This is a genomic window from Bradyrhizobium diversitatis, assembly GCF_016031635.1.
In the GTDB taxonomy this organism is placed as follows: Bacteria; Pseudomonadota; Alphaproteobacteria; order Rhizobiales; family Xanthobacteraceae; genus Bradyrhizobium; species Bradyrhizobium diversitatis.
Map to the genome: position 1 here is coordinate 20,995 of NZ_JACEGD010000006.1, position 24,015 is coordinate 45,009.

Annotated in this window: 20 protein-coding genes; 17 read left to right on the plus strand and 3 right to left on the minus strand. The window is 65.1% G+C overall.

Annotated elements, in window-relative coordinates; genetic code table 11:
• The first annotated feature begins 148 nt into the window (after positions 1 to 148).
• Complete coding sequence (gene treZ / locus H1B27_RS06855) at positions 149 to 1,978, plus strand: malto-oligosyltrehalose trehalohydrolase (protein ID WP_246515229.1); 1,830 nt, start codon at positions 149 to 151, stop codon at positions 1,976 to 1,978.
• A gap of 27 nt (positions 1,979 to 2,005) precedes the next feature.
• Here treZ and H1B27_RS06860 read toward each other — a convergent pair whose 3' ends face one another.
• Entirely contained in the window at positions 2,006 to 3,424 is a 1,419-nt protein-coding gene (locus H1B27_RS06860) for a cytosine permease (RefSeq protein ID WP_197965459.1), read from the minus strand.
• A 266-nt stretch (positions 3,425 to 3,690) separates the two neighbouring features.
• Positions 3,691 to 4,185 carry a MarR family winged helix-turn-helix transcriptional regulator gene (locus tag H1B27_RS06865; protein ID WP_246515231.1) on the minus strand — a complete coding sequence of 165 codons (495 nt, stop codon included), beginning with the start codon at positions 4,183 to 4,185 and terminating at the stop codon, positions 3,691 to 3,693.
• 183 nt (positions 4,186 to 4,368) lie between these two features.
• On the opposite strand from H1B27_RS06865, the gene H1B27_RS06870 reads away from it, so the two are divergent.
• From H1B27_RS06870 to H1B27_RS06915, 10 genes are all read left to right on the plus strand, one after another.
• A complete protein-coding gene (locus H1B27_RS06870) occupies positions 4,369 to 5,646 on the plus strand; it encodes an amidohydrolase/deacetylase family metallohydrolase (protein WP_197965460.1) in 1,278 nt (425 codons plus the stop codon).
• Positions 5,647 to 5,655: 9 nt separating this feature from the next.
• Positions 5,656 to 8,049 carry a xanthine dehydrogenase family protein molybdopterin-binding subunit gene (locus H1B27_RS06875; protein WP_197965461.1) on the plus strand — a complete coding sequence of 798 codons (2,394 nt, stop codon included), beginning with the start codon at positions 5,656 to 5,658 and terminating at the stop codon, positions 8,047 to 8,049.
• Positions 8,046 to 8,882 (plus strand): FAD binding domain-containing protein, encoded by an 837-nt coding sequence (locus tag H1B27_RS06880; protein ID WP_197965462.1) that lies wholly within the window; start codon positions 8,046 to 8,048, stop codon positions 8,880 to 8,882. Before H1B27_RS06875 ends, H1B27_RS06880 begins: the two co-directional genes overlap by 4 nt.
• On the plus strand, positions 8,879 to 10,066 hold the full coding sequence (locus tag H1B27_RS06885; RefSeq protein WP_197965463.1) for a xanthine dehydrogenase family Fe-S subunit: 1,188 nt from the start codon (positions 8,879 to 8,881) through the stop codon (positions 10,064 to 10,066). Before H1B27_RS06880 ends, H1B27_RS06885 begins: the two co-directional genes overlap by 4 nt.
• A 73-nt stretch (positions 10,067 to 10,139) precedes the next feature.
• Positions 10,140 to 11,294 carry an ABC transporter substrate-binding protein gene (locus H1B27_RS06890; protein ID WP_197965464.1) on the plus strand — a complete coding sequence of 385 codons (1,155 nt, stop codon included), beginning with the start codon at positions 10,140 to 10,142 and terminating at the stop codon, positions 11,292 to 11,294.
• Positions 11,295 to 11,714: 420 nt separating this feature from the next.
• Positions 11,715 to 12,587 carry a branched-chain amino acid ABC transporter permease gene (locus H1B27_RS06895; protein ID WP_025035388.1) on the plus strand — a complete coding sequence of 291 codons (873 nt, stop codon included), beginning with the start codon at positions 11,715 to 11,717 and terminating at the stop codon, positions 12,585 to 12,587.
• On the plus strand, positions 12,584 to 13,627 hold the full coding sequence (locus H1B27_RS06900; RefSeq protein WP_197965465.1) for a branched-chain amino acid ABC transporter permease: 1,044 nt from the start codon (positions 12,584 to 12,586) through the stop codon (positions 13,625 to 13,627). Before H1B27_RS06895 ends, H1B27_RS06900 begins: the two co-directional genes overlap by 4 nt.
• On the plus strand, positions 13,627 to 14,409 hold the full coding sequence (locus H1B27_RS06905; RefSeq protein WP_061882060.1) for an ABC transporter ATP-binding protein: 783 nt from the start codon (positions 13,627 to 13,629) through the stop codon (positions 14,407 to 14,409). Before H1B27_RS06900 ends, H1B27_RS06905 begins: the two co-directional genes overlap by 1 nt.
• Positions 14,402 to 15,106: an ABC transporter ATP-binding protein gene (locus tag H1B27_RS06910; protein WP_197965466.1), complete on the plus strand. Its 705-nt coding sequence runs from the start codon at positions 14,402 to 14,404 to the stop codon at positions 15,104 to 15,106. The genes H1B27_RS06905 and H1B27_RS06910 overlap by 8 nt, the downstream gene beginning before the upstream one ends.
• The gene (locus H1B27_RS06915; protein WP_376708970.1) at positions 15,099 to 15,431 is read left to right on the plus strand and encodes a Rieske (2Fe-2S) protein; all 333 of its coding nucleotides are present in this window, start codon (positions 15,099 to 15,101) and stop codon (positions 15,429 to 15,431) included. Before H1B27_RS06910 ends, H1B27_RS06915 begins: the two co-directional genes overlap by 8 nt.
• A gap of 123 nt (positions 15,432 to 15,554) precedes the next feature.
• On the opposite strand, the gene H1B27_RS06920 is transcribed toward H1B27_RS06915, so the two are convergent.
• A complete protein-coding gene (locus H1B27_RS06920) occupies positions 15,555 to 16,415 on the minus strand; it encodes an alpha/beta hydrolase (RefSeq protein ID WP_197965467.1) in 861 nt (286 codons plus the stop codon).
• 325 nt (positions 16,416 to 16,740) lie between these two features.
• On the opposite strand from H1B27_RS06920, the gene H1B27_RS06925 reads away from it, so the two are divergent.
• From H1B27_RS06925 to H1B27_RS06950, 6 genes are all read left to right on the plus strand, one after another.
• Positions 16,741 to 17,973: a branched-chain amino acid ABC transporter substrate-binding protein gene (locus H1B27_RS06925; RefSeq protein WP_061882063.1), complete on the plus strand. Its 1,233-nt coding sequence runs from the start codon at positions 16,741 to 16,743 to the stop codon at positions 17,971 to 17,973.
• Between the two features lie 109 nt (positions 17,974 to 18,082).
• On the plus strand, positions 18,083 to 19,030 hold the full coding sequence (locus H1B27_RS06930; protein ID WP_197965468.1) for a branched-chain amino acid ABC transporter permease: 948 nt from the start codon (positions 18,083 to 18,085) through the stop codon (positions 19,028 to 19,030).
• The gene (locus tag H1B27_RS06935) at positions 19,027 to 20,325 is read left to right on the plus strand and encodes a branched-chain amino acid ABC transporter permease (RefSeq protein WP_061882065.1); all 1,299 of its coding nucleotides are present in this window, start codon (positions 19,027 to 19,029) and stop codon (positions 20,323 to 20,325) included. The genes H1B27_RS06930 and H1B27_RS06935 overlap by 4 nt, the downstream gene beginning before the upstream one ends.
• Positions 20,322 to 21,071, plus strand: coding sequence for an ABC transporter ATP-binding protein (locus H1B27_RS06940; RefSeq protein ID WP_061882066.1), 750 nt, complete (start codon positions 20,322 to 20,324; stop codon positions 21,069 to 21,071). The genes H1B27_RS06935 and H1B27_RS06940 overlap by 4 nt, the downstream gene beginning before the upstream one ends.
• Positions 21,071 to 21,766 (plus strand): ABC transporter ATP-binding protein, encoded by a 696-nt coding sequence (locus H1B27_RS06945; protein ID WP_061882067.1) that lies wholly within the window; start codon positions 21,071 to 21,073, stop codon positions 21,764 to 21,766. Before H1B27_RS06940 ends, H1B27_RS06945 begins: the two co-directional genes overlap by 1 nt.
• A gap of 96 nt (positions 21,767 to 21,862) precedes the next feature.
• Positions 21,863 to 23,917, plus strand: a complete 2,055-nt coding sequence (locus H1B27_RS06950; protein ID WP_197965635.1) for an acetoacetate--CoA ligase — start codon at positions 21,863 to 21,865, stop codon at positions 23,915 to 23,917.
• Positions 23,918 to 24,015 lie beyond the last annotated feature (98 nt).

The window sequence follows — 24,015 nt, forward strand, 5'->3', positions numbered from 1 at the left end:
CAGTGATTCCGTTCCCTGCGTGCTGCAAATGTCCGGCGTCGCCGCCACCGAGGAACGAACGCTCATGGCTCCGCTTTGTCGCCCCGACGCTTGCAAGCGATCTTGAAGCATGCCGAGGCGCAGGGCATGCAGGCGAAAGGGAACGGGCTTGAGGCAAACACTGGGAACGGCCGAGCAGAGCCGGCGCCACGGCCCACAGGTCCTCGATCATGGGGTCTCGTTCAACCTGTGGGCGCCTACGGCCCGATCGGTCGAACTGCTCGAAGTCGGCCAGTCGCCCCGCGGGATGCCGCGCGACGACGACGGCTGGTATCAACTGCTGAGCCCGACCGCGCGTGCCGGCACGCGCTATCAGTTCAGGATCAACGAAGGTCTCGTCGTTCCCGATCCCGCCTCGTTCTTCCAGCCGGACGACGTCGGTGCGCCCAGCGAGGTGATCGATACGGCTGCGCTGAGGGACCCGGTTCTCTACCCGGGCCGTCCCTGGGCGGAGGCCGTGATCTACGAGCTGCATGTCGGCACCTTCAGCGAGGAGGGCACCTATGCCGGCGTCGAGAAGAGGCTGTCTTATCTGCGCGATCTCGGCATCACCGCCATCGAGCTGATGCCGCTCAACGACGTCCCCGGCCGGCACAATTGGGGCTATGACGGCGTGCTCCTGAACGCGCCGAATGCCCGCTATGGCCGGCCGGAGGATCTCAAGCGGCTGCTGCGGGCCGCGCATGCCCTCGACATCATGGTTTATCTCGATGTCGTCTATAACCATTTCGGGCCGCAGCTGAACTATCTGCATCTTTATGCGGAGAACTTCTTCACGGCGCGCCACACCACGGGCTGGGGGCCTGCCGTCAATCTCGAAGGACCCGACGGCGCTTTCGTGCGCGGGTTTCTGATCGAGAATGCGCTGATGTGGCTGCGCGATTATGGCTTCGACGGGCTGCGGTTCGATGCGGTCCACGCGCTGAAGGACGATTCCGAGCGGCATTTCCTGATCGAGCTGGCCGAGACCGTGCGCAGTCAGCTCGGGGGCCGGCACGTCCATCTGATGCTGGAGAACGAGGCCAATCAGGCGCACCTGCTCGCGCGTTCGCAGGGACGGGCGAGGTATTACGACGCGCAGTGGGGTGACGATTTTCACAACGCGCTCCACGTCCTGCTCGCGGGCGAGGACGAAGGCTATTACCGGGCCTTCGCCGACAAGCCGCTCGAACATCTCGCGCGATCCCTGACCGAGGGCTTTGCCTATCAGGGCGAGGTTTTTCCCCTGCACGAGGCGCCGCGCGGCGAGCCGAGCGCGCATCTGCCGCCCGAAGCGACCATCTTCTTCGCCCAGAACCACGACCAGGTCGGCAACCGCGCCTTTGGGGAGCGGCTGTCCCGATTGGTCGGCCCGGACAAGCTGGAGCTCGCCCTGGCGCTGGTCCTGCTGAGCCCGCATATTCCGATGCTGTTCATGGGTGAGGAAGCGGCAGCCGACACGCCCTTCCTGTTCTTTGCAGACTGGACGGGCGAAGCGGCCGAGCTGACACGGGACGGCCGCCGCAGGGAGTTTTCGCATTTCAAGGCTTTCGCAACTCCCGAAACGCGCGCCAGAATCCCGGACCCGTGCGACGAAGGAACCTTCCTGGCTTCAAAGCTGGACTGGACAAGCATCGACCAATCAGCCGCTGGCGCGAGGTTTCGAGCGCTGACGGCGCAGTTACTGACGATCCGGCGCGAGAAGATCGTGCCGCTGATCAAACGTGGGTTCGTTTCGGCGCAGCGACAATTGCTCGGCACGGATCCCCGCATGGGCGGCGTGGATGTGCGCTGGCAGACGGAGCAGGGCGACGTCCTGCAGATCGTCGCCAATTTCGCCGACCACGAACTGCCGATGCCGCCGCTGGTCGAGGGCGAAAGCCTGTGGCGATTGCGCGCTCATGTCGCCGGAGGACTTGGGCCCGGCGACATGATCGTGCGGCTTGGCCGCAAGCGCTGACGAAGAGACGAGGTCAGCGCTCTGCGGCTAGCTGCCGGCACGGCTCGCGACCGCCGGTGTGGGCGAGGTCGCGAACTTGCCGAGCCCGAGATAGACCAGGCCCGCCACACCGATCCCGAACAGCCAGCTCAGATCGGCGCCGCCGAGAAGATTGATCGAGATCGGCCCCTGCAGCGCGCTGACGAGGCCGTCCTGCACCAGCCATCCGGAAACGAGGCCGGCGAAGAACGCGATCATGCCGGCCCAGTTGATGTCGCCATAGGCGCTGCTCTCCGGCGACCGGTAGAGCTCGGCCACCTCGATCTTGCCCTTGCGCTTGATGAAGAAGTCGGCGAGCACCACGCCGGCCCACGGGCTCATCCACAACAGCAGGCTGATCATCCAATGGTCGAACGCCTTCGCGAACGACGGCGCGAAGATGAAGTAGAGGGTAACCAGATAGCCGGCGACGCCGACGATGACGGTGAGCCAAAAGCGCGAGAGTTTCAGCCCCGCGCTCAGGGCCGCCAGCGCCGCCGAATAGACGTTGAGAATGTTGGTGGCGATCGGGCCGTGCAGCACCATCAACAGGACCAGGATGCTGACGGGACCGCCGAACACCGCGCTGACCATCTTGGCAGGGTCGGTGTCCAGCGTCGTCGAGGCAATGGTCGCGCCGAGAATGCCGAGCCAGACCGTCGGCACGAACATGCCGACATAGCTGTACCAGAACACGGCCTTCGATGGCGTGGAGCGCGGCACGAAGCGCGAATAGTCGGAGGCCCAGGTGACCCAGGAGATGCCCCAGCCGACACCGATCGCGGTCATGAGCATCGTCAGCGTCGCAAGATGCGCACCTGCTGGCAGCGAGGTGGTCAGGCTCCAGTTGACGACGCCGGGCCGCGTCCAGGCCAGCACGCTCATCAGCACCATGATGGCGATGGTCGGCGGCACCGTGTACTTCTCGAAGGTGCGGATCGCGTAGAAGCCGTAGACGCCGATCATCACCTGCACCGCCATCACCAGCGTGATGACGACGAGCTCGATCAGCCAGGTGTCGGGAATACCGAACTGGCCGAGGATGCCCATCGAGACCTTGACCGGGAAATAGGTGTTCACGCCGATCCAGCCCAGCGTCATCAGGAACATCAGGATGCTCGGCAGGTAGGCGCCGCGGACGCCGAAGGCGGACCGGCTCAGCACCATCTGGTTGACGCCGGTCTTGTGTCCCATCACGGTGAAAGTCGCGAAGATCGCGCAGCCGACGATGTTGCCGAGCACGATGACCGCGATCGTCTCCATCAGGCCGAGCTTGAGGATGATGCCGAGCGCGCCGAGCGCCCAGTTCACCGGCGCGATGTTGGCGCCGGCCCAGATCCACATCTGCTGCGGCCCGCTGGAGTCCCGGTCCGCGTCGGGAATTGGCTCGATGCTGTGAATATCAGCGCGAAGTTCGGAATCCGTCATGACATCCCCCAATACGAAGCACGCTTCGCATCACCGCAGCATAAATCGTGCCATGGAATTGCGGGGCGGCCGAGCGGGCGGGCGTCGATGCCGGGGGTCATGCGCATCGCGCCGGATGCGATTGCGTTTTCAAGCGTTGGCCGATCTTGCGCGAGCGTACGCTTCGGCATGTCTGCCGCGCCGGCGAGAGGCGGGCGATGTTGCTCGGCCGGGCAGCGGTACGATGATAAATTGAGCAGCCCAACTCAAAAGCGCAGCACTGGCTCCTAATCGAATACGGCAGCAGCGCTGTCGCGACTGGGATGGCCGGCCACGATGCGCTGCATCATGTCGATGAAAAGCGCCTGCTCCCGCGGGATCAAATCGCCGAGCGTCGCACGATGCGCCCGCCGCGCCGCGCCCTCGATCTTGACCAGCAGCGCGGCTCCGGCCGGTGTCAGTCGGCACAGCCGGGCCCGGCGATCGTCCTTGTTCACTGCGCGCTCGACCAGGTTGCGGGCGGCGAGCCGCTTCAAGGCGCCGGTCGTCGTGGTGCGATCGAGGGCGATATCGGCCGCTAAAGTGGTCTGATCGGCGGTTTCACGCACCGCCAGCGCCGAAAGCAGACTGTATTGCAGCGGCGTGACCTCGAATTCGCCGCAGGCCTCCTGAAACAGCGCGACGTGGATCTGGTGCAGCCGGCGGATCAGATAGCCGGGCCGTTCCGACAAGGGCCAGGGGCGGTGCCTCGTCCCGCCGCGACGTGTCTTCGCCTGCCGCAATGCACACTCTCCCAAGCCGAAACCCTGCCGCGCTTAGCTCGATTCGAGTGCGCCTGCCACATCAGGATCATGGCACGATGCTTGCTTTTGTCAAAATGCGAAGCATGCTTCGTAATGTCAAAATACGAAGCATGCTTCGTAATTCGGGCGAAGCCGTCGCCCGCGCGAGAAGAGGAGAGCACCATGTCCGTCACTGCCAGCTTCGACCTTCTGCTGCGAGGCGGTCGCGTGATTTGTCCGGCCTCCGGCGTCGATGGCATCAAGGATGTCGCGATCCGCAACGGCAAGATTGCTGCGGTCGCGTCCGACATTCTGCCGACCAGCGCCAGGGAGGTCGTCGACGTCGGCGGCAAGCTGGTGCTGCCTGGGCTGATCGACACGCACGCCCATGTCTATCAATATGTCTCCGGCCGCTTCGGCATGAACCCCGACATGGTCGGCGTGCAATCGGGTGTGACGACGCTGGTCGATCAGGGCGGTCCGTCCTGCATGACGCTGCCGGGCTTTCGCCATTTCATCGCGGAAGCCTCGGCCTCGCGCGTCTATGCATTTATCTCCGCCTATCTCGTCGGCGGCCTTGAGGGACACTTCTATCCGCAGCTCTACAGCCCCGATGGCGTCGACGTCGACGCGACCGTGAAGGCGGCGACGGCCAATCTCGACATCGTGCGCGGCATCAAGGCGCATGCCGAGATCGGCGGCTTCGCGCGCTGGGGCATTCGCGTCATCGAGATGGCGGCGGAGATCGGCAAGCGCGCCGATCTGCCGGTCTATGTGCATTTCGGCCAGCTCTGGGGCCTGCCCGAGAGCGGCGCCAATGGCGAGGATGCCGACACGATCCTGACGCGCGTGATTCCGCTCCTGCGCGAGGGCGACATTCTCGCCCATCCCTTCACGCGCCATCCCGGCGGCTTCGTCAATCGCGAGGGCGAGGTGCACCCGGTGATTAGGGCCGCGCTCGACCGCGGCCTGAAGGTCGACGTCGGTCACGGCAGCCATTTCTCCTACCGGCTGGCAAAGAAGGCAATCGCCGCCGGCATCGTTCCGACCACGCTCGGCGCCGACATTCACGGCTACAACACCCATGTGCCCGCGCCGGCCGGAACGCCGGACCAGCATGAGGACGAGGAGAATCATCCCTTCGCCGGACAGGCCAAGTTCAGCCTGGTCCAGGCGATGAGCTCGATGATGGCGCTCGGCCTGTCGCTGGAACAGGTGGTGCCGATGGTCACCTCCAATCCCGCCAGGATGCTCGGCCGCAGCGGGGAGATCGGTGCGCTCAAGGTCGGCATGGATGCCGATGTCTCCGTGCTCTCGGAGCAGAACGGCCGCTTCGTCCTCACGGACAACGAGAAGAACGAGGTGATCGCCGAGCGCCTGCTGCAGCCGGCGTTCTGCCTGCGTGCCGGCACGCGCTTCGACGCGGTTGCGCCGATCCTGCCGCAAGCTGTCGCGGCATAAGGCCGGGCGGTGAAGGAGAAGGTGGGCGTGCGCAACGAACGAGAATTTCCTTCGGGCAAGTCCGGCCAGGGCGTGGGCGCGCGGCTGCCTCGGAAGGAGGACGAACGCCTGATGCGCGGCCGCGGCCAATATGTCGCCGACATCAGGCTCGCCGGCCTTCAGGACATCGCCTTCGTGCGCAGCCCGCTGGCGCATGCACGCATCCGCGGGATTCATGTGCCGGAACGCCATCGCGGCAGCGTGTTCACGGCGGCCGATCTCGACGGCATCAAGCCCATCCGCGCGGTCTCGGGGCTTCCCGGCTTCAAGATTTCCGAGCAGCCGGTGCTCGCAACCGGCAAGGTGCGGCAGGTCGGTGAGCTCGTCGCGATGTGCCTCGCGCCGACACGCGCCGAAGCGGAGGACATCGCGGCGTCCGTGACGTTGGATCTCGAAGAGCTGCCGGCGGTCTATGACATGTTGAAGGCGCGCGAGCCCGGCTCGGCGCTGGTGCATGATCATTGGGGCGACAACGTCTTCCTGGAGACCAATTTCGAGGTCGACATATCAGCCGCGCTGGGTGCGCCGATCAAGGTGACGCGCGAGATCTCAACCGCGCGGCAGTGCATGTCGCCGCTCGAAGGCCGCGGCGTGGTCGCGACGTTCGACCGGCGGCTCGACCAGCTCACGCTGCATTCCGCGGCGCAGATGCCGCACATCACGCGCAGTGGTCTTGCCGAATGCCTCGGCATGGAGGAGGGCCAGATCCGCGTCATCTCGCCCGACGTCGGCGGCGGTTTCGGCCACAAGGGCATTTTGCTGCCCGAAGAGGTTTGCCTGTCCTGGCTGACGATGCGCCGCGGCCATCCGGTGCGCTGGATCGAGGATCGCCGCGAGCATCTCGTCGCCAGCTCCAACTGCCGCGAGCACCATTACAGGATCACGGTCTATGCCGACCGCGACGGCACGCTGCGCGGCATCGATTGCGAGGCGACCGTGGATTCCGGCGCCTACTCGTCCTATCCGTTCTCGGCCTGCCTCGAGGCCGCCCAGGTCGCGAGCATCCTGCCGGGTCCTTACAAGATGCCGGCCTATCGCTGCCGCACCTTCTCGGTCGCCACCAACAAGTGTCCGATCCTGCCCTATCGCGGCGTGGCGCGCACCGGCGTCTGCTTCGCGCTGGAATTGATGCTCGACCTCGTGGCGGCGGAGGCCGGGCTCGAGCCCGGCGAGGTCCGGCTGCGCAATCTGGTGCGGCCGGAGCAGATGCCGTTCGACAACATCACCAGGAAGCATTTTGACAGCGGCGACTATCCGGAGGCGATGCGGCGCGCGCTCGCCGCAATCGACATCGACGCCATCCGCGCGAAGCAAGGCCGAGGCGAGGCCGACGGCCGCCGTCTCGGCGTCGGCGTCTCCATCTATTGCGAGCAGGCCGCGCACGGCACCTCAGTCTATTCCGGGTGGGGCATCCCGATGGTGCCGGGCCATGAGCAGGCCTCGGCCCGGCTGACGCCCGATGGCGGCCTCGAATTGCGCGTCGGCGTGCATTCGCACGGGCAAGGCATGGAGACCACGCTCGCCCAGGTCGCGCATGAGATCCTCGGGGTGGATGTCGCGAAGATCCGCATCATCCTCGGCGACACCGCGATGACGCCCTATTCGACCGGCACCTGGGGCTCGCGCTCGATGGTGATGGCGGGCGGCGCGGTGGCCACTGCCTGCCGCGAGCTCGGCGAACGTGCTCGGCGTATCGGCGCCAAGCTGTTGCAGCATGATCCGGCCTCGGTGGTGTTACAGAACGGCGAGGTGCGCGGCGTCAACGGCAGCGTCAGCCTGAAGGCGATCGCCCATACCTGGTATCGCCGCCCGCAGGATTTACCTGCCGACGTCGATCCAGGCGGGCTTGAGGTGACGCAGGGCTACAAGCCGGTGCGCGACAGCGGCACCTTCAGCTACGCCGCGCATGCGGCGGTGGTCGCGGTCGATCCCGATCTCGGCGAGGTGGAAATTCTCGACTATGTGATCGTCGAGGATGGCGGCGTGCTGGTCAATCCGCTCGTCGTCGACGGCCAGATCTATGGCGGCCTCGCGCAAGGCATCGGCACCGCGCTCTATGAGGAGATGCCGTTCGATGCCTCCGGCCAGCCGTTGGCGACGACGCTCGCCGATTACCTGCTGCCGGGCCCGACCGAGGTCCCGGCCGCGCGTCTCGACCACATGGAGACGCCGTCGCCCTATACCCAGTTCGGTGTGAAGGGCATCGGCGAGGGTGGGGCGATCGCGCCGCCGGCCGCGATCGCCAACGCCGTCAACGACGCGCTGCGCCCGCTCGGCGTCGAGCTGATGCAATCGCCGATCACGCCGCACCGGATCGTCGCGGCCGTGCTGGCCGCACGTGCGGCCGAAAGGAGTGCGGCATGAAGCCCGCTCCCTTCGCCTATGAACGCCCACGCGATCTCACCACCGCGCTCTCGATGCTGGCAGCCGGCAGCGGCTCGGCGAAAATCATCGCCGGCGGCCAGTCGCTCGGGCCGATGCTCAATCTGCGGCTGGTGCAGCCGGAGCTGATCGTGGATATTTCCGGCTTGGCCGAACTCAAAAGCGCGGAGATTTCCGGCGGCGAGCTCGTGCTCGGGGCCCTTGTCACCCATGCCGATATCGAAGACGGGCGGGCGGCCGACGTGACCCGCGGCGCCATGCGCGGCGTCGCCGCCAACATCGCCTATCGCGCCGTGCGCAACCGCGGCACGATCGGCGGCTCGCTCAGCCATGCCGATCCCGCCGCGGACTGGATTTCGGCACTTGCCGCTTTGGGCGCACGCGTGACGCTGCGCAGTCTTGCCGGTGTGCGCGCGATGCCTGTCGAGACGTTTGTGGTAGGTGCGCTGGAATCTGCGCTGCACACGGGCGAGATCGTCGAGGCGGTCCATGTGCCGACGCGATCGGCCTCGGCGCATTGGGGCTATGCCAAGAGCTGCCGCAAGACCGGCGAGTTCGCCCATGCCATCGGCGCGGTCCTGATCGATCCCGCCGCGGCTTCGGCGCGCATCGTGATCGGCGCGATCGACACGACCCCCATTGTCATCACCGACGCTGGCGAGCTGTTCGGCGGCCGCGTCACAGCCGACTACAAGCCGCGCTTCGATGTCCGCGTTGCCGACGCCCTTCTGGCCAAGGCCGGCATCGACGATGCCGCGCAACGCCATATCCATGTCAGCGTGCTGAGGCGCGCCGTCCAGGAGGCCGCGGCATGAGCACGATCGCGCTTCACGTCAATCGCCGCGCTGTGGAGCTGTCGGCCGAGCCACGCACCAGCCTTGCCGATTTCGTCCGCGACAAGCTCGACCTGACCGGCACCCATCTCGGCTGCGAGCATGGCGTCTGCGGCGCCTGCACCGTGCTGCTCGACGGCGTGCCGGCGCGCTCCTGCATCACCTATGCGGCGGCCTGCGAGGGCGCCGACGTCACCACGATCGAGGGTCTCGACGAGGACGAGGTCACGACCGAGCTGCGCGCCGCCTTCACCCGCGAGCATGCACTGCAATGCGGTTATTGCACACCGGGGATGCTGGTCTCCGCCCGCGACCTGGTGCTGCGTCTGCCCGATGCCGACGAGCGGCGCATTCGCGTCGGTCTCAGCGGCAATCTCTGCCGCTGCACCGGCTATGTCGGCATCGTGCGCGCGGTGCAGTCCGTGATCGAGGCGAGGCGTGCGCGCAATGTCGCGCCGCTCGCCGACGGTGGCAGAACCGTCCTCGGTCCGGCCGGCTCGGGGCGAGCTGAATCCGGCCGCTACGACCCACAGCCTGCGCACACGGTGGCGGCTCCGGCGTCCGAGAGCGTCGCGCGTGGCACCATTCCCGATTTCACCCCGGCGACCGTTCTCGACCAGCGCTTCACGCTGCCGCACGCGCCGGCGAAGGTGTTCGCGATGTTCGACGATATCGCGGGCATCGCCGCCTGCCTTCCCGGCGTGTCGCTGAGATCGCCGCCGAGGCCCGAGCGTGTGGAAGGATCGATCCGCGTGAAGCTCGGGCCGATCGCCGCGGCCTTCGAGGGGGCTGCGCGCGTCGAGCGCGATCCCGCGACGCTCTCCGGGCGCATCGTCGGCATCGGCACCGACCCGCGCAGCCGCTCGGCGACGCAAGGCGAGATCCGTTACCGCCTGCTTCCGCTCGACGGCGGCGCCGCGACGGCCGTCGAACTGTCGATCGGCTACACGCTGACGGGGATGCTGGCCCAGGTCGGCCGTCCCGGCCTGGTGCGCGATCTCGCCAAACGCCTGGTCGCGGACTTCGCCGCCAATCTCGATCGCCGGATGTCCGGCCTGACGCCCGAGTCGGCAACGCAGGCCGAGCTGAGCTTCTGGTCGATTGCGTCGGATGTGTTGCGCGCGCGGCTTGCCCGCATCTTTGGGAACCGAAGCGGAGCGGGGTGACGGTGTGCTCGCACACCGGAAGTGACGAAGCCTGGACTTAAGACATCAACAGCGTTGAATTTGGAGAGACAACATGACACGAGCACTCGGATTGGTTCGGACACTCGCGCTGGCGACGACCCTGATCGGCGGCACGGCCGGGGCGCAGACCATCAAGATCGGCGTCAACGAGCCGCTCACCGGCGCGTTCGCGGCGTCAGGCACTTACGTCGTCAACGGTGCCAAGATCGCGGCTGACGAGATCAACGCCAAGGGCGGCATCCTCGGCAAGAAGATCGAGCTGGTGATCGAGGACAACAAGAGCAACCCGACTGAAGCGGCCGCCGTCGCCGAGAAGCTCATAACCAGCGACAAGGTGCCGGTGCTGATGGGCGCCTGGGGCTCGAGCCTGACGCTTGCGGTGATGCCAAAGCTGATGGAGTATGAGACCCCGATGGTGGTGGAGACCTCGTCCTCGGGCAAGATCACCACGACGGGCAATCCCTTCATCTTCCGCATCTCGCCGCCCTCGGCGATCGAGGCTGCGGCGTTCAAGGGCATCGTCGACAAGCTCGCGCTGAAGAAGGTCGACTTCCTCGTCATCAATAACGACTGGGGCCGCGGCACCGCCGAGGATTTCAGCAAGATGATGAAGGAAAAGGGCATCAGCATCGGCCTCGTCGAGACCATGGACCAGGGCGCGCAGGACATGAGCGCGCAGCTCTCCAAGATCAAGAGCTCGGATTCCGAGACGGTCATCGTCACCACCGCCGTGGATCAGCTCACCCTGATCTTCAAGCAGGCCGCGGCGCTGGGCCTGAAGAAGCGCATCATTACCACCGGCGGCTCGCAGAACCCGGACCAGATCATTGCCCAGGCGGGAGCTGCCGCCAACGGCACCATGCACCTGACCACGTTCCTGCCCTGGTTCCCGGAGAAGACGCCGAACCCGGAAGCCACCAACTACTTCATCACGGAATGGAAGAAGCGCGGCTTCGACTTCGCCGGCTGCACCGAGAGCTTCCGCGGTTATGACGGCATCCGCACCGTGGCGGCGGCGATCGAGAAGGCCGGCAAGGCCGAACCTGCGGCAATCAAGGCGGCGTTCTGGGACATCAAGGTGAAGGGCCTCAACGGCGACATCGTGTTCCGCAAGTCCGGCCCCGAGGGCAAGGAGAGCGGACAGAGCCAGCCGAACGTCTATCTGATCGAGATCGCCGACGGCAAGATCGAGATGAAGACGCTCTAGCGCATGGTTAGGTCAGGTCCGATTGCAAGCCGCGACGCAGGTGCGCTCCCTCTCCCGCTTGCGGGAGAGGGCTGGGGAGAGGGTGACTCCGCGATGGGATTCCCCAAGAGGATAGAACCCTCACCCGGCGCAAATGCGCCGACCTCTCCCGCTAGCGGGAGAGGTGACCGAGACCGCTGCGAGATCGACACAACCAAGATCCATCAGACAACTTGCCTGCGGCGCATCCTTCGAGACGCCCGCCTCCGGCGGGCCCTCAGGATGAGGTCGGGTTTTACGGCCGCTGAATTGGCAGGCCCGGTGCCGCTTAGCCCTGAGGGACCGCGTAAGCGGTCGTCTCGAAGGACGAGGCGCGCGCTCCGGTCTTCCAAAAGACCATATGCGTTAGCTCCAACTTAAACGCGTGACTCGGGACCAGCCTTGAGCGAATTTCTCCAGCATCTGATCAACATGCTCGTGCTCGGCGGCACCTATGCGCTGCTGGGCATCGGGCTGACCTTGATCTTCGGCATCATGAACGTCGTGAACTTCACGCACGGCGTGCTGTACACGTTCGGCGCCTACATCATGTTCATCGTGGTGCAGCAGCTCGGGCTGAACTTCTTTCTCGCGCTGCCCGTGGCCGTGCTGGCGGGATGGCTGCTCGGGGCGGCGATCGAGCTGACCTTGCTGCGGCCGCTGCGCGGCTCCGACATCGACACCACGATGCTGGTGATGATCGGGGCCTGGATCGCGATGCAGTCGGGCACGCTGTGGATCTGGGGCGGGGTCGCCAAATCGGTGACGACGCCGTTTCCCGAGGCACCGCTGGTGCTCGGACCGGTGTCGGTGTCCTGGCTGCGCCTGTTCGTGCTCGCTGCAGCGGCGATGCTGATCCTGGTGACGTATCTGCTGATCAACAAGACCAGCCTCGGCCGCGCGATGCGGGCGACATTCCAGGATCACGACACGGCCTCGCTGATGGGGGTCAACGTCGACATGATCTACACTTCGACCTTCGCGATCGGCTCCAGCCTTGCAGCCGCGGCGGGCGCGCTGCTCGGGCCGGTTTACGTCATCTTCCCGCAGATGGGAGACCTCGCCGCCGTCAAGGCCTTCGCCATCGTCATCCTCGGTGGGCTCGGCAACATCACCGGCGCCGTGATCGGCGGCTTCATCCTCGCCCTGGCCGAAGAGCTCGGCGCGGGTTACGTCTCGTCGGGCTATCGCGATGCCATGGGCTTCCTGATCATCATTGCGGTGCTGATCTTCCGGCCGACGGGCCTGTTCGCGCGCGCGGAGCGGGTCGGATGAAGGCAGCCATCACCATTGTCGCGGTCGCAGCTCTCGCCTCGGTGCCGCTCTGGCTGCGCGATCCCTATCTGCTCAACGCCCTGATCACGACCGGAATCTTCGTCATCGGCGCGATGAGCCTCAATCTACTGCTCGGCTTCACCGGCCAGCTCAGCCTTGGCCACATCGCCTTCTTCGGCATCGGTGCCTATGTCAGCGCGCTGACGTCGCTCGGCTTCGACGTCGGCCTGCCCGGAGACGTGCGCCTGGTCCACGCGCCCTGGCCGCCGATCGTGGGCTTCGTGCTGGCGATCATCATTGCTGGATTGTGCGGCTATTTCGTCGGGCTGCTCTCGTTCCGCGTTCGCGGCGCCTATTTCGTCATCGTGACGATTTCCTTCGCCGAGGTCGTCCGGCTGGTTGCGCTGAACTGGGTCGAGCTGACGCAGGGGCCGCTGGCGCTGACCAACATTCCCTCGATCGCGCTGCCTTTGCCGGGCTTTGGCGAGCTGACGCTGCGCACCAAGCTGCAGAACTACTATCTCGTGCTGGTCGTCGCGCTCATCGCCTATCTCCTGATCGCGCGCCTCGTTCACTCGCATTTCGGCCGCGCGATGCGCGGGTTGATGGAGAACGAGACGCTGGCGGTCTCCGTCGGCATCGACGTGACCAGGACGCTGACGATCGCAGCCGTGATCTCGGCCGCGATCGCAGGCGCAGCCGGCAGCCTCTATGCCCACTACATCCGGATCATCGACCCCGAAGTGTTCGCCTTCATCAACACCGTCACCATGGTGATCATGGTCATCACCGGCGGCAAAGGCTCCCTGGCCGGGCCCGTCGTCGGCGGACTCATCTTCGGAATGCTGCCGGTCGCGCTCCGTCCGGTGATGGCGCCGGAAGCGCAATGGATTGCCTATGGCGGCGTGCTGATCGCCATCCTGTTCGTGCTGCCGCAGGGCATCGTGCCGTCACTCGCACTGCGTTTGGCGAAGCGGCGACGGCGCCGGTCGCCGGCGCCGGTGACTCTCGCGGAAACCGCTGCCAAGGAACCAGCGTGATGACGGCGCGCAGCATTGCCATGACCATCGACCAGGTCGCCGTCCGCTTCGGCGGGCTGGTTGCGATATCCGACATGAGTTTCACCGTAGGCGAGGGCGAGATCGTCAGCCTGATCGGGCCGAACGGCGCCGGCAAGACCACCGCCTTCAACGTCATGACCGGCTTCCTGACGCCGAGCGCCGGCCGCGTGACCTATCGCGACACTGCGCTCGCCGGCTTGAAGCCGCACCAGATCGCCGATCTCGGCCTGATCCGCACCTTCCAGCGCACCAGTGTATTCCCCAACGACACCGTCCACGACAATCTCCTGATCGGGCTGCATCGACAGGGCCGCGTCCGGCTGATCGACGCCATTCTCGGCCTGCCCGGCGCGCGCGTCTCGGAGCGCCGGCTGCGGCAGCGGGCGGGTGAGCTGCTGGAATGGGTTGGGCTCGAACGCCGCGCGCACGATGCCGCGGGCTCACTGTCCTACGGCGAGCAGCGTCTCGTCGGCGTCGCACTGGCGCTTGCGGCAGAACCGTCGATGCTGCTGCTCGATGAGCCGGTGTCCGGCATGAATGCCTCGGAAACCCATCGCTTCGTCGAATTGATCCGCAGCATCCGCGACCGCGGCATCACCATCCTCCTGGTCGAGCACGACATGCCGATGGTGATGACGGTCTCTGACCGCATCGTCGTGCTCAACTATGGCCGCATCATCGCGGAAGGGACGCCCGATGTGATCCGCAACGATCCGGCGGTCATCGAGGCCTATCTCGGACATGGAGCGGGACGTGCTTGAGATTCGCGAGATGGTTTGTGGCTATGGCGGCGTCACCGCGCTGCGCGGCATCTCGCTGGACGTGAAGGCCGGCCAGCTGGTCGCGCTGATCGGTGCCAACGGCGCCGGCAAGAGCACGACGTTGCGTGCGATCTCCGGGCTGGTGCCGCCGCGCTCCGGCCAGATGCGGTTCGAGGGCATCGACATCACCGGGGCGAGGCCCCCGCGCGTGTTGGCGAGCGGAATCGCGCATTGTCCGGAAGGGCGGCGCGTGTTTCCGCACATGACCGTCGAGGAGAATCTCGACATGGGGGCTTACCTCCGTCGCGGTTCGGGCGAGATCGCGGCCGACCGCGACCGCATCTATACGGAATTCCCGCGGCTTGCCGAGCGACGCCGGCAGGCGGCGGGCACGTTGTCCGGCGGCGAGCAGCAGATGCTCGCGATCGGGCGTGCGCTGATGTCGCGACCGCGGCTGATCATGTTCGACGAGCCATCGCTCGGGCTTGGGCCCAACATCGTCGAGCGCACCTTTGCGATCATCCGGGCCATCCGCGATGCCGGCACCACGGTGCTGCTGGTCGAGCAAAACGCCTTCGCCGCGCTGGAGATGTGCGATCATGCTTATCTGCTCGAGAACGGCCGCATCGTGCTGTCCGGCGCCGGCAGCGAGCTGATCGCGAACGAGCATGTGCGCAAGGCCTATCTCGGTGGGTGATGGCGCCGGGTGGATTGACGTCTGCGATCTCGACCGGCTGAAGGCGGAGGTGATCGTCCGCGTCGCCGGGCGCGACCTGCTCGTGATCTGGAACGAGGGCAATGTCGTTGCCTGCGAACGTGCGTGCCCGCACGAACAGGCGGATCTGGCCTTGGGGCAGGTGAGCACGGGGCGGCTGTATTGCCCGCGTCACGCGGCATCGTTCGATTTGCGCGATGGGGCAATCACCGCGGGATGGCCGAGCCCGCCGCTGCGGCTTTATCCGGTGCGGATCACGGGCGAGCGAATCTGGATTGAGATGCAGGGGCGGCAGCCGGGGCGATGATGACATCATGCCCCTGTTTTGCCCGACGAGTCAAAGCGGTCATGACGGTGTCGATTGGTCTTCGAAAAAATTGCCTTTGAAAACAACGGGGTCTCTACTGTGCATGGGGTTGTTTTCGTAGCTTTAATCCAGCAGTCGCCGAACAGCGTCCACGAGTATGCCGTCCGGCCGGCGCAGCGCCTCGAGAATGGTGAAATGGTCGGCGCCTTCGACCGAGATGAGCTTGCCCGGCGCTCCCGCCGCCACGCGCTTGTCGGAGAGATCGATTGAATCACAGACGAGCGCCGGCAGCTCGTTACTGCCATAGGCGATGTCGAGGCGCTTCTGGGTGACGGGCAGGCGCAGCGGCGACAGCGTGGCGATCTCCTGGTCCGTCAGCTTCAGCGCGTCGTTCAACCCCGTGTCGCGGATCGGCGCGAGATCGTAGACGCCGGAGAGCGCGAGCCCCGCATGGACACGCGGATGATCCAGCGCCATCGCGACGAGATGGGCGCCGGCGGACCAGCCCGACAGCACGACCGGCCCGGCAACGCCGTAGGACGCACCATGTGCGGCGAGCCAGTCGAGCGCGCGCGGGATCTCGCCGACGATATCGGTCAGCGACACCTCGGGCGCCAGTGAATAGCCGGGGATGGCAACCGACCAGCCATGCGCAGCGACGCCTTCGACCAGCATGGCGAATAATTCGCGCGAATTGCGCTGCCAATAGCCGCCGTGCAGGAACACCAGGCAGGGCGCATCCGGCTTGGCGGCGGGGTAGAGGTCGATCTTGTTGTTGGCCCGCTCGCCATAGGGCAGGTCGAGGTGGGACTTCAGCGTGCCCCGCAGCCGGCTGGAGGCTTCGTTGCGCTCGGCGATCAGGGCCACGCTGTTCTTGACCGCCGCGTTGTTGTCATAGGCGGCATTGCGTTCTGCCTGCGACAGCTCGGACCATTTGCCACGGGGGTCGAGCGACCGAATCGTCGAACGCGCGTTCTCAGCCATGAAACTCTCCGTTGCGGCCCTGGACGACACTCTTGTCGATTTGGACCGGCCAGTCACCCTCTATTGAGCTGTTGGATCAACCGTGTCCAGCCTTGGACAAGACGGCTCGGCCTGCCGGCTGCGGGGCAGGTCGGGCGCGCGACGACCGGGAACATTTGGTCATGGGACTACCCCGGTGCTTTTACATTTTGCCGTACCTGCGGCTGCAGCTATGTCGGAGCGAGCTTGTCAGCCCGGGTTTATTCTGCTCAGTGTCCGTCCAAACCGTGCATGCGATCCACGCATGCATGCATCGACTAAAGTCGACAATCAGTGAGGAAACATTATGCGTAGACTGATTTTGGCCGCCGCCGTGATCGCCCCGATGCTCGGCCATGCGGCACGGGCGGAGGATACCGTCAAGATCGGCTACATCGATCCACTCTCCGGTGGCGGCGCCAGCGTGGGTGAGGGGGGTCTGAAGACGTTCCAGTACCTGGCTGACGAGCTCAACGCCAAGGGCGGCATCCTGGGCCGCAAGGTCGAGATCGTGCCCTTCGACAACAAGACCAATCCGCAGGAGGCCCTGGTGCAAGCCCAGAAGGCGATCGACGCCGGGGTTCGCTACATCACCCAGGGCAATGGTTCGTCCGTCGGCCTGGCGCTCGAGGATTTCGTCACGAAGTACAACACGCGCAATCCCGGCAAGGAAGTGCTCTACTTCAACTATGCGGCCGTCGATCCGGCCATGACCAACGAGAAGTGCAGCTACTGGCACTTCCGCTGGGATGCCAGCTCCGACATCAAGATGGAGGCGCTGACGAACTACATCAAGGACGTCGCTTCGATCAAGAAGGTGTACCTGATCAACCAGGACTATTCGTTTGGTCAGTCGGTGCGCAGCGATGCGCGCAAGATGTTGACGGCGAAGCGGCCTGATGTCCAGATTGTCGGCGACGAACTGCATCCGCTGCTGAAGGTCACGGACTTCTCGCCCTACATCGCCAAGATCAAGGCTTCCGGTGCCGACAGCGTCATTACCGGCAACTGGGGTCAGGACATCGCGCTGCTGCTCAAGGCCGCCGCCGATGCTGGTCTGAAGGTCAATTGGTACACTTACTATGCCGGTGGCGCCGGTGGGCCGACCGCGATCAAGCAGACGGGTCTCGACCATCAGGTATTCCAGCTGACGGAAGGTTTTGCCAATTCGGGCCACCAGCCCGCGATGGATTACGAGAAGGCCTTCCGTGCCAAGGTCAACATGTCGCTTTGGTATCCGCGTGCGGTCAACGAGATGCGCATGTTCAAGGCCGCGGCCGAGAAGGCCAACTCGGTTGAGCCCGTGAAGGTGGCGGCGGCGCTCGAGGACCTGAAGTTCGAGGTCCTGGATGGCGGTACCGGCTTCATGCGCAAGGACGACCATCAGTTCTTCCAGCCAATCTACATCTCCTCCTTCGGCAAGCTTGCCGCGAACGAGCCGTTCGACGAGGAGAACACCGGCTGGGGCTGGCACCTGGTCAGCAAGGTCGATACCCCGCAGGCCATGGTCACCACGACCTGCAAGATGACGCGACCGTAAGGGCCATACACGCCGCCGGCCCGCGGCACTCTCGTCGCGGGCAGGTGGCGGCCGAAATGCTTCCTGGATGGAAACCGGGGCCCTGCCCCGGATAGTTCACGAGTACGCTGTGCTAGAACTCATTGTCATTTCGATCCTGAACGGTGTGCTGTTCGGCATGCTGCTGTTTCTGCTGTCGAGCGGGCTGACGGTCATCTTCAGCATGATGGGCGTGCTCAACTTCGCCCATGCCAGCTTCTACATGCTCGGCGCCTTCTTCGGCTTTCAATTGACGAAATGGATCGGGTTCTGGCCGGCTTTCGTGCTCGCCCCGCTCCTGGTCGGCGCGATCGGCATGGCGGTCGAGCGCTATGGCCTGCGCAACACCCACAAGCATGGACACGTCGCGGAATTGCTGCTGACCTTTGGCCTCGCATTCGCGATCGAAGAGATCGTCGCAATGATCTGGGGCAGGAGCCCGGTCGACTATCGCGTGCCGGCGCTGCTCGACTTCCCAGCCTTCACGATCTTCTCCACCAATTATCCCGCCTACAAGATCTTCATGCTCGCGGTATCGGTGGTCATCTTCGTCGCGCTCCTGCTGGTGCTGCGGCGTACCAGGGTCGGCCTGATCGTGCAGGCGGCGCTGACGCATCCTCACATGGTCGGACACCTCGGCCACAATGTGGGGCGCGTGTTCATGGTGGTATTTGGTGTGGGCAGCGCGCTGGCAGGCCTTGCCGGTGTCATCGCGGGACCGGCGCTGGTGACGCAGTCCGACATGGCGGCTGCGCTCGGGCCGATCCTGTTCGTGGTCATCGTGTTCGGCGGCCTCGGCTCCCTGCCGGGTGCCTTCGTCGCCTCGCTCGTCATTGGCCTGGTGCAGACTTTTGCAGTGGCGTTGAATGGCTCGCTGGCCAGCGTCTTCGGTCCGCTCGATGCGGCGGGGGGGCCTTCCGCTCTTTCCGACATCTGGAACGTCACAATCGCACAGGTCGCGCCGATCATTCCTTATCTTCTGCTGGTCATCATCCTGATCGTTCGCCCCATGGGCCTGATGGGGACGCGCGAATCATGACTACGGCAACGACATCGGTATCGGGACCCGCAGCGAACGCGGCCGGCGAGAACCTGCGCTTCTACGGCGTCTGGCTGGCCGGCGTGATCGTCCTCATCGTGCTGCCGCTGGTGTTCTCGTCCGGCGGCTCCCTCACGTCCTTCAGCCTGATCGGGATCGCGATCGTGTTCGCGCTCTCTTACAACATCCTGCTTGGACAGACCGGATTGTTGTCGTTCGGCCATGCCGTGCACTACGGCCTCGGCGGCTTCACGGCCTGCCATGTGATGAACGCGATCGTCTCCCACGGCTGGCCGATCCCGCTTCCGTTCATCCCATTGTTCGGCGGCCTCGGTGGCCTCGGGTTCGCTATCCTCGTCGGCTGGCTCATGACCAAGCGTGCCGGCACCGTGTTCGCCATGATCTCGCTGGGCATCGGCGAGCTGGTGGCGTCTTCGTCTCTGATCCTCCGGTCGGTCTTCGGCGGCGAAGCCGGCATCACGACGGACCGCACAGCGCTGCCGCGCATGTTTGGCTGGACCTTCGGGCCGCAGATCCAGGTCTATTATCTGATCGCGTTCTGGCTGGTGGTCTCGGCGATCGCGATGTACGCACTGACCCGAACCCCGCTGGGGCGGATCAGCAATGCCGTCCGTGACAATCCCGAGCGCGTCCAGTTCATCGGCTACGATCCTCACGTGGTTCGTTATCTCGCCTATTGCTTTGCAGGATTCTTCGCCGGCATCGCCGGGGGGCTTGCCGCGATCAGCTTCGAAATCGCGAATTCGGCCTATCTCGGCGCGATCCAGTCCGGCCTGGTGCTGTTCGCAACCTTCATCGGCGGTACCGCCTATTTCTTCGGACCCATTCTCGGCGCGATCCTGGTGACCTATCTGCAGCTCGGGCTGACCAGCGTTACCAGCGTCTGGCAGCTCTATTTCGGCATCATCTTCATCGGCATCGTGATGTTCTCGCCCGGCGGCATCGCCGGGCTCGTGATGATGCACCGGCCGCTCCTTCGCGCCGGATCGTTATGGACGGTGATTCCGTCCTATCTCGTCGCGATCGTGCCGACCGTGGCGCTCGCTTGCGGCGTCATTCTGGTGATCGAGACGATCGCGCGTCATTCCGGCGGGGAGGCCAGTGCGATCAACCTGTTCGGCATCGCCTTCAATCCCAAGTCTCCGGCCACCTGGATTGCCGCAGCGGTTCTCGTGGCCGGTGGTTTCGTCATCGCGCGATTGACGTGGCGGCGGGTTGGCGAAGCGTGGGATCGGGCGGCCACGGTCGCGCGTGATCGGGGGTATCTGGCATGACTGCAGCCATCGAAGTCCGCGCCGTCGAGAAGCGCTTCGGCAACGTTGGCATCATTCGCGACCTGAACCTCAGCATCGCGCAGGGCGAACGGCACGCCATCATCGGTCCGAACGGCGCGGGGAAGTCGACGACGTTCAATTTGATCAGTGGGCATATCAAGCCGACTTCGGGTGAGGTCCGGCTCAATGGCGACGTGATCTCCGGCCTGCAGCCGTTCGAGATCAACCGGCGGGGGCTGTCGCGCTCGTTCCAGGTCACCAACGTGTTTGCCCGCATGACGGTCTGGGAAAACGTCCGCTCCGCCGTGCTGTGGGCCACCGGGCATCGCTACGCGTTCTGGAAGAACGTGGACAGCCTGCCTGAGGTGCGCGAGCGGACGGCGCGGATTCTCGAAGACATTCACCTCACGCATCGCCGCGACGTTCCGGCCGGCCTGTTGACATATGCCGAGCAGCGCGAGCTGGAGATCGGCATCACGATCGCAGGGGGCGCTACCGTCGTCATGCTCGATGAGCCGACCGCTGGAATGAGCCACGCCGAGACGGAGCGCGCGGTGTCGTTGATCCGGCGCCTGACCGAAGGGCGAACGCTGGTCATCGTCGAACACGACATGAGCGTCGTGTTTGGCCTTGCCGACCGCATCTCGGTGCTGGTTTACGGTCATATCATCGCCTCGGGCACTCCCGAGGAGATCCGGCGCGATCCGAAGGTCAGGGAAGCCTATCTTGGCGAGGAGGCACACTGATGCTCGAAGTCAGGAACCTCCACGCTTATTACGGCAAGAGCCACATTCTCCAGGGCGTTGACCTCGATGTCGCCGCTGGCGAAGTGGTGAGCCTGCTCGGCCGCAACGGAGTCGGGCGTTCGACCACGGTCAAGGCGATCATGGGCGAGGTCGTTCCGCAGGGCACGATCCGCTTCAAGGGCAAGGACATTGCGGGCCTGCCGAGCTACAAGATCGCGCGCCTCGGGCTCGGCTACGTTCCCGAGCATCGCGACATCTTTCCGAGCTTGACGGTGCGACAGAATCTTTTGCTCGGCATCAAGGACACGCGACGACCGGGCAAATGGCGGCTGCAGGACATGCTCGACATGTTTCCCAACCTCGCCGCGCGCGCCGACGCGCCTGCTGGGGTCCTCTCGGGCGGCGAGAAGCAGATGTTGACGACATGCCGCACGTTGATGGGTGATCCTGATCTCATCATGATCGACGAGCCGACGGAGGGGCTCGCGCCGCTGATCGTGCAACAGGTGGGAGACCTCATCGTCCGCATCGCGCAAGCCGGGGTCGCGATCCTGCTCGTCGAGCAGAAGCTATCGATCGCGATGCGCATCTCGAAGCGCGTCTACATCATGGGACACGGTCGCGTGGTTTTTGAAGGCACGCCGGACCAACTCAGGGCGAACGCGGCGGTTCGCCAGGAGTGGCTCGAGGTTTGAATCTATTGTGAGACGGATCGTTCAACGGGTGCAACAGCGCACACGTCCCGAGTTCGGCTGCAGCTCTCGCAATCCATGAACCTTCGGAATTTGATGATGGCAGCTCCCTACGTTCCTCAAATGGCCCTGTATCGTCAATGGCTCGGGGATACGCGCGGCCTTGTCTTCTCGAGCTACGAAGAGATGCGGCAATGGTCGGTGCGCGATCTCGACGGGTTCTGGCGCAGCATTTGGGACTATTACGATCTGCAATCTCCGACGCCGTTTGCCGCCGTGATTGCCGAGCGCAAAATGCCGAATGCGGTGTGGTTTCCCGGCGCGCAGGTGAATTACGCCAGGCAGGTGTTCCGGCATGTCGCGGCAGCAGACGCAGCCGGGCTGCCCGCCATCGTCAGCGGCGGTGAGGACGGCAGTCTCACGGAGACGAGCTGGCCGGAGCTGCGGCGCAAGGCAGCGGCGCTCGCGCTCGATCTGAAGGACAAGGGCGTGTGCCCCGGCGACCGCGTCGCAGCCCATCTGCCGAACATCCCCGAGACCATCGTTGCGTTCCTGGCGACAGCCAGCATCGGCGCAATCTGGAGCGTCTGTGCGCCCGACATGGCGGCGCCTGCGGTGATCGACCGCTTCAAGCAGATCGAACCGAAGGTGCTGATCGCCTGCGACGCCGTCACTTATGCCGGCCGGCGGCATGACCGTCGCGACGTCGTCGGCGAGCTCAGGCGGTCCCTGCCGACCGTCGAGCACGTCATCCTGCACAGCGAAGCCGGCGCAGCTGCGGCGCCGGACGCGCTGCTCTCCGACATTCTCGCCAGAACGGGCGCGGCCATCGATGCCTTCGAGCCGATCTGGCTGCCGTTCGATCATCCGCTCTGGATCGTCTATTCCAGCGGCACGACCGGCCTGCCGAAGCCGATCGTGCACGGCCATGGCGGCATCATCATCGTGGTGCTCGCGCTTCTGGGGCTGCACAACGACATCGGCTGTTCCTATCACCAGAATTCCTTCGGCGAGCGTTATCACTGGTACAGCTCGACCGGCTGGATCATGTGGAACAGCCAGGTCGGCGGCCTGCTCAGCGGGACCACCTGCTGCATCTTCGACGGCAGCCCGGCCGGCGCGAAGGACAAGCCGGACTGGACCACGCTGTGGCGCTTCGTCGCGCGATCGAAGTCGACCTTCTTCGGGGCGGGCGCGGCGTTCTTCGCGAACTGCGCCAAGGCCGAGATCGACCTTGCCGCCGCCGGCGATCTTTCGCAGCTGCGTTGCCTCGGCTCGACCGGCTCGCCCCTTAGCGCCGACACGCAGGCTTGGTTCAACGCGCGCTTCGCTGCGTTGTCGAGGACGAACGGCAGCAAAGCTCAGGCCGACATCTGGTGGGCGAACATTTCCGGCGGGACCGACTTCGCCGGCGCCTTCATCGGCGGCAACCGCGAGCTGCCGCAGACGCCGGGCGCTATGCAGTGCCGGCTGCTGGGCGCGGCCGTGGAGGCTTTCAACGAACAGGGGCACGCCGTCATCGACGAGGTCGGCGAGCTCGTCTGTACCGAGCCGATGCCGTCGATGCCGCTCTATTTCTGGAACGACGAGGGTGGGGCGCGCTATCGCGCGAGCTATTTCGAAACCTATCCGGACGATTTCGACGGCAGCGGGCGCGGTCCGGCGTGGCGGCACGGCGACTGGCTCAAGGTCAATCCGGATGGCTCCTGTATCATCTATGGCCGCAGTGATGCCACCATCAACCGGCACGGCCTGCGCATGGGTACGAGCGAGCTCTATTCCGCAATCGAGTCGCTGCCCGAGGTGCTCGACTCCCTCGTCGTGGATCTCGAATATCTCGGCCGCGACAGTTACATGCCGCTGTTCGTTGTGTTGCGCGACGGCATTGCGCTCGATGCGGCGATGCAGGCGAAGATCAACAAGGCGATCGAGACCGGCCTGTCGCGGCGCTTTCTGCCGAACGAGATTTTCGCCGTCGCCGAGATTCCGCGGACGCTGTCCGGCAAGAAGCAGGAGCTGCCGATCAAGAAGCTGCTGCTCGGCCAGTCCGTGGAGAAGGTCATCAACAGGGAAGCGATGGCCAATCCCGGCTGTCTGGATTGGTATCTCGATTTCGCAGCGATGCACCTGAAGAGGGTCGCAGGAGCGGCTTGACCGCGATGGGTACGGCATCTGCGACCACTGCGCAGGCACGCCGAGGAGTGGTTCCACCCGTAGGGTGCTGTGTGGACTTCGCGCGCGCAGTTCGAGCG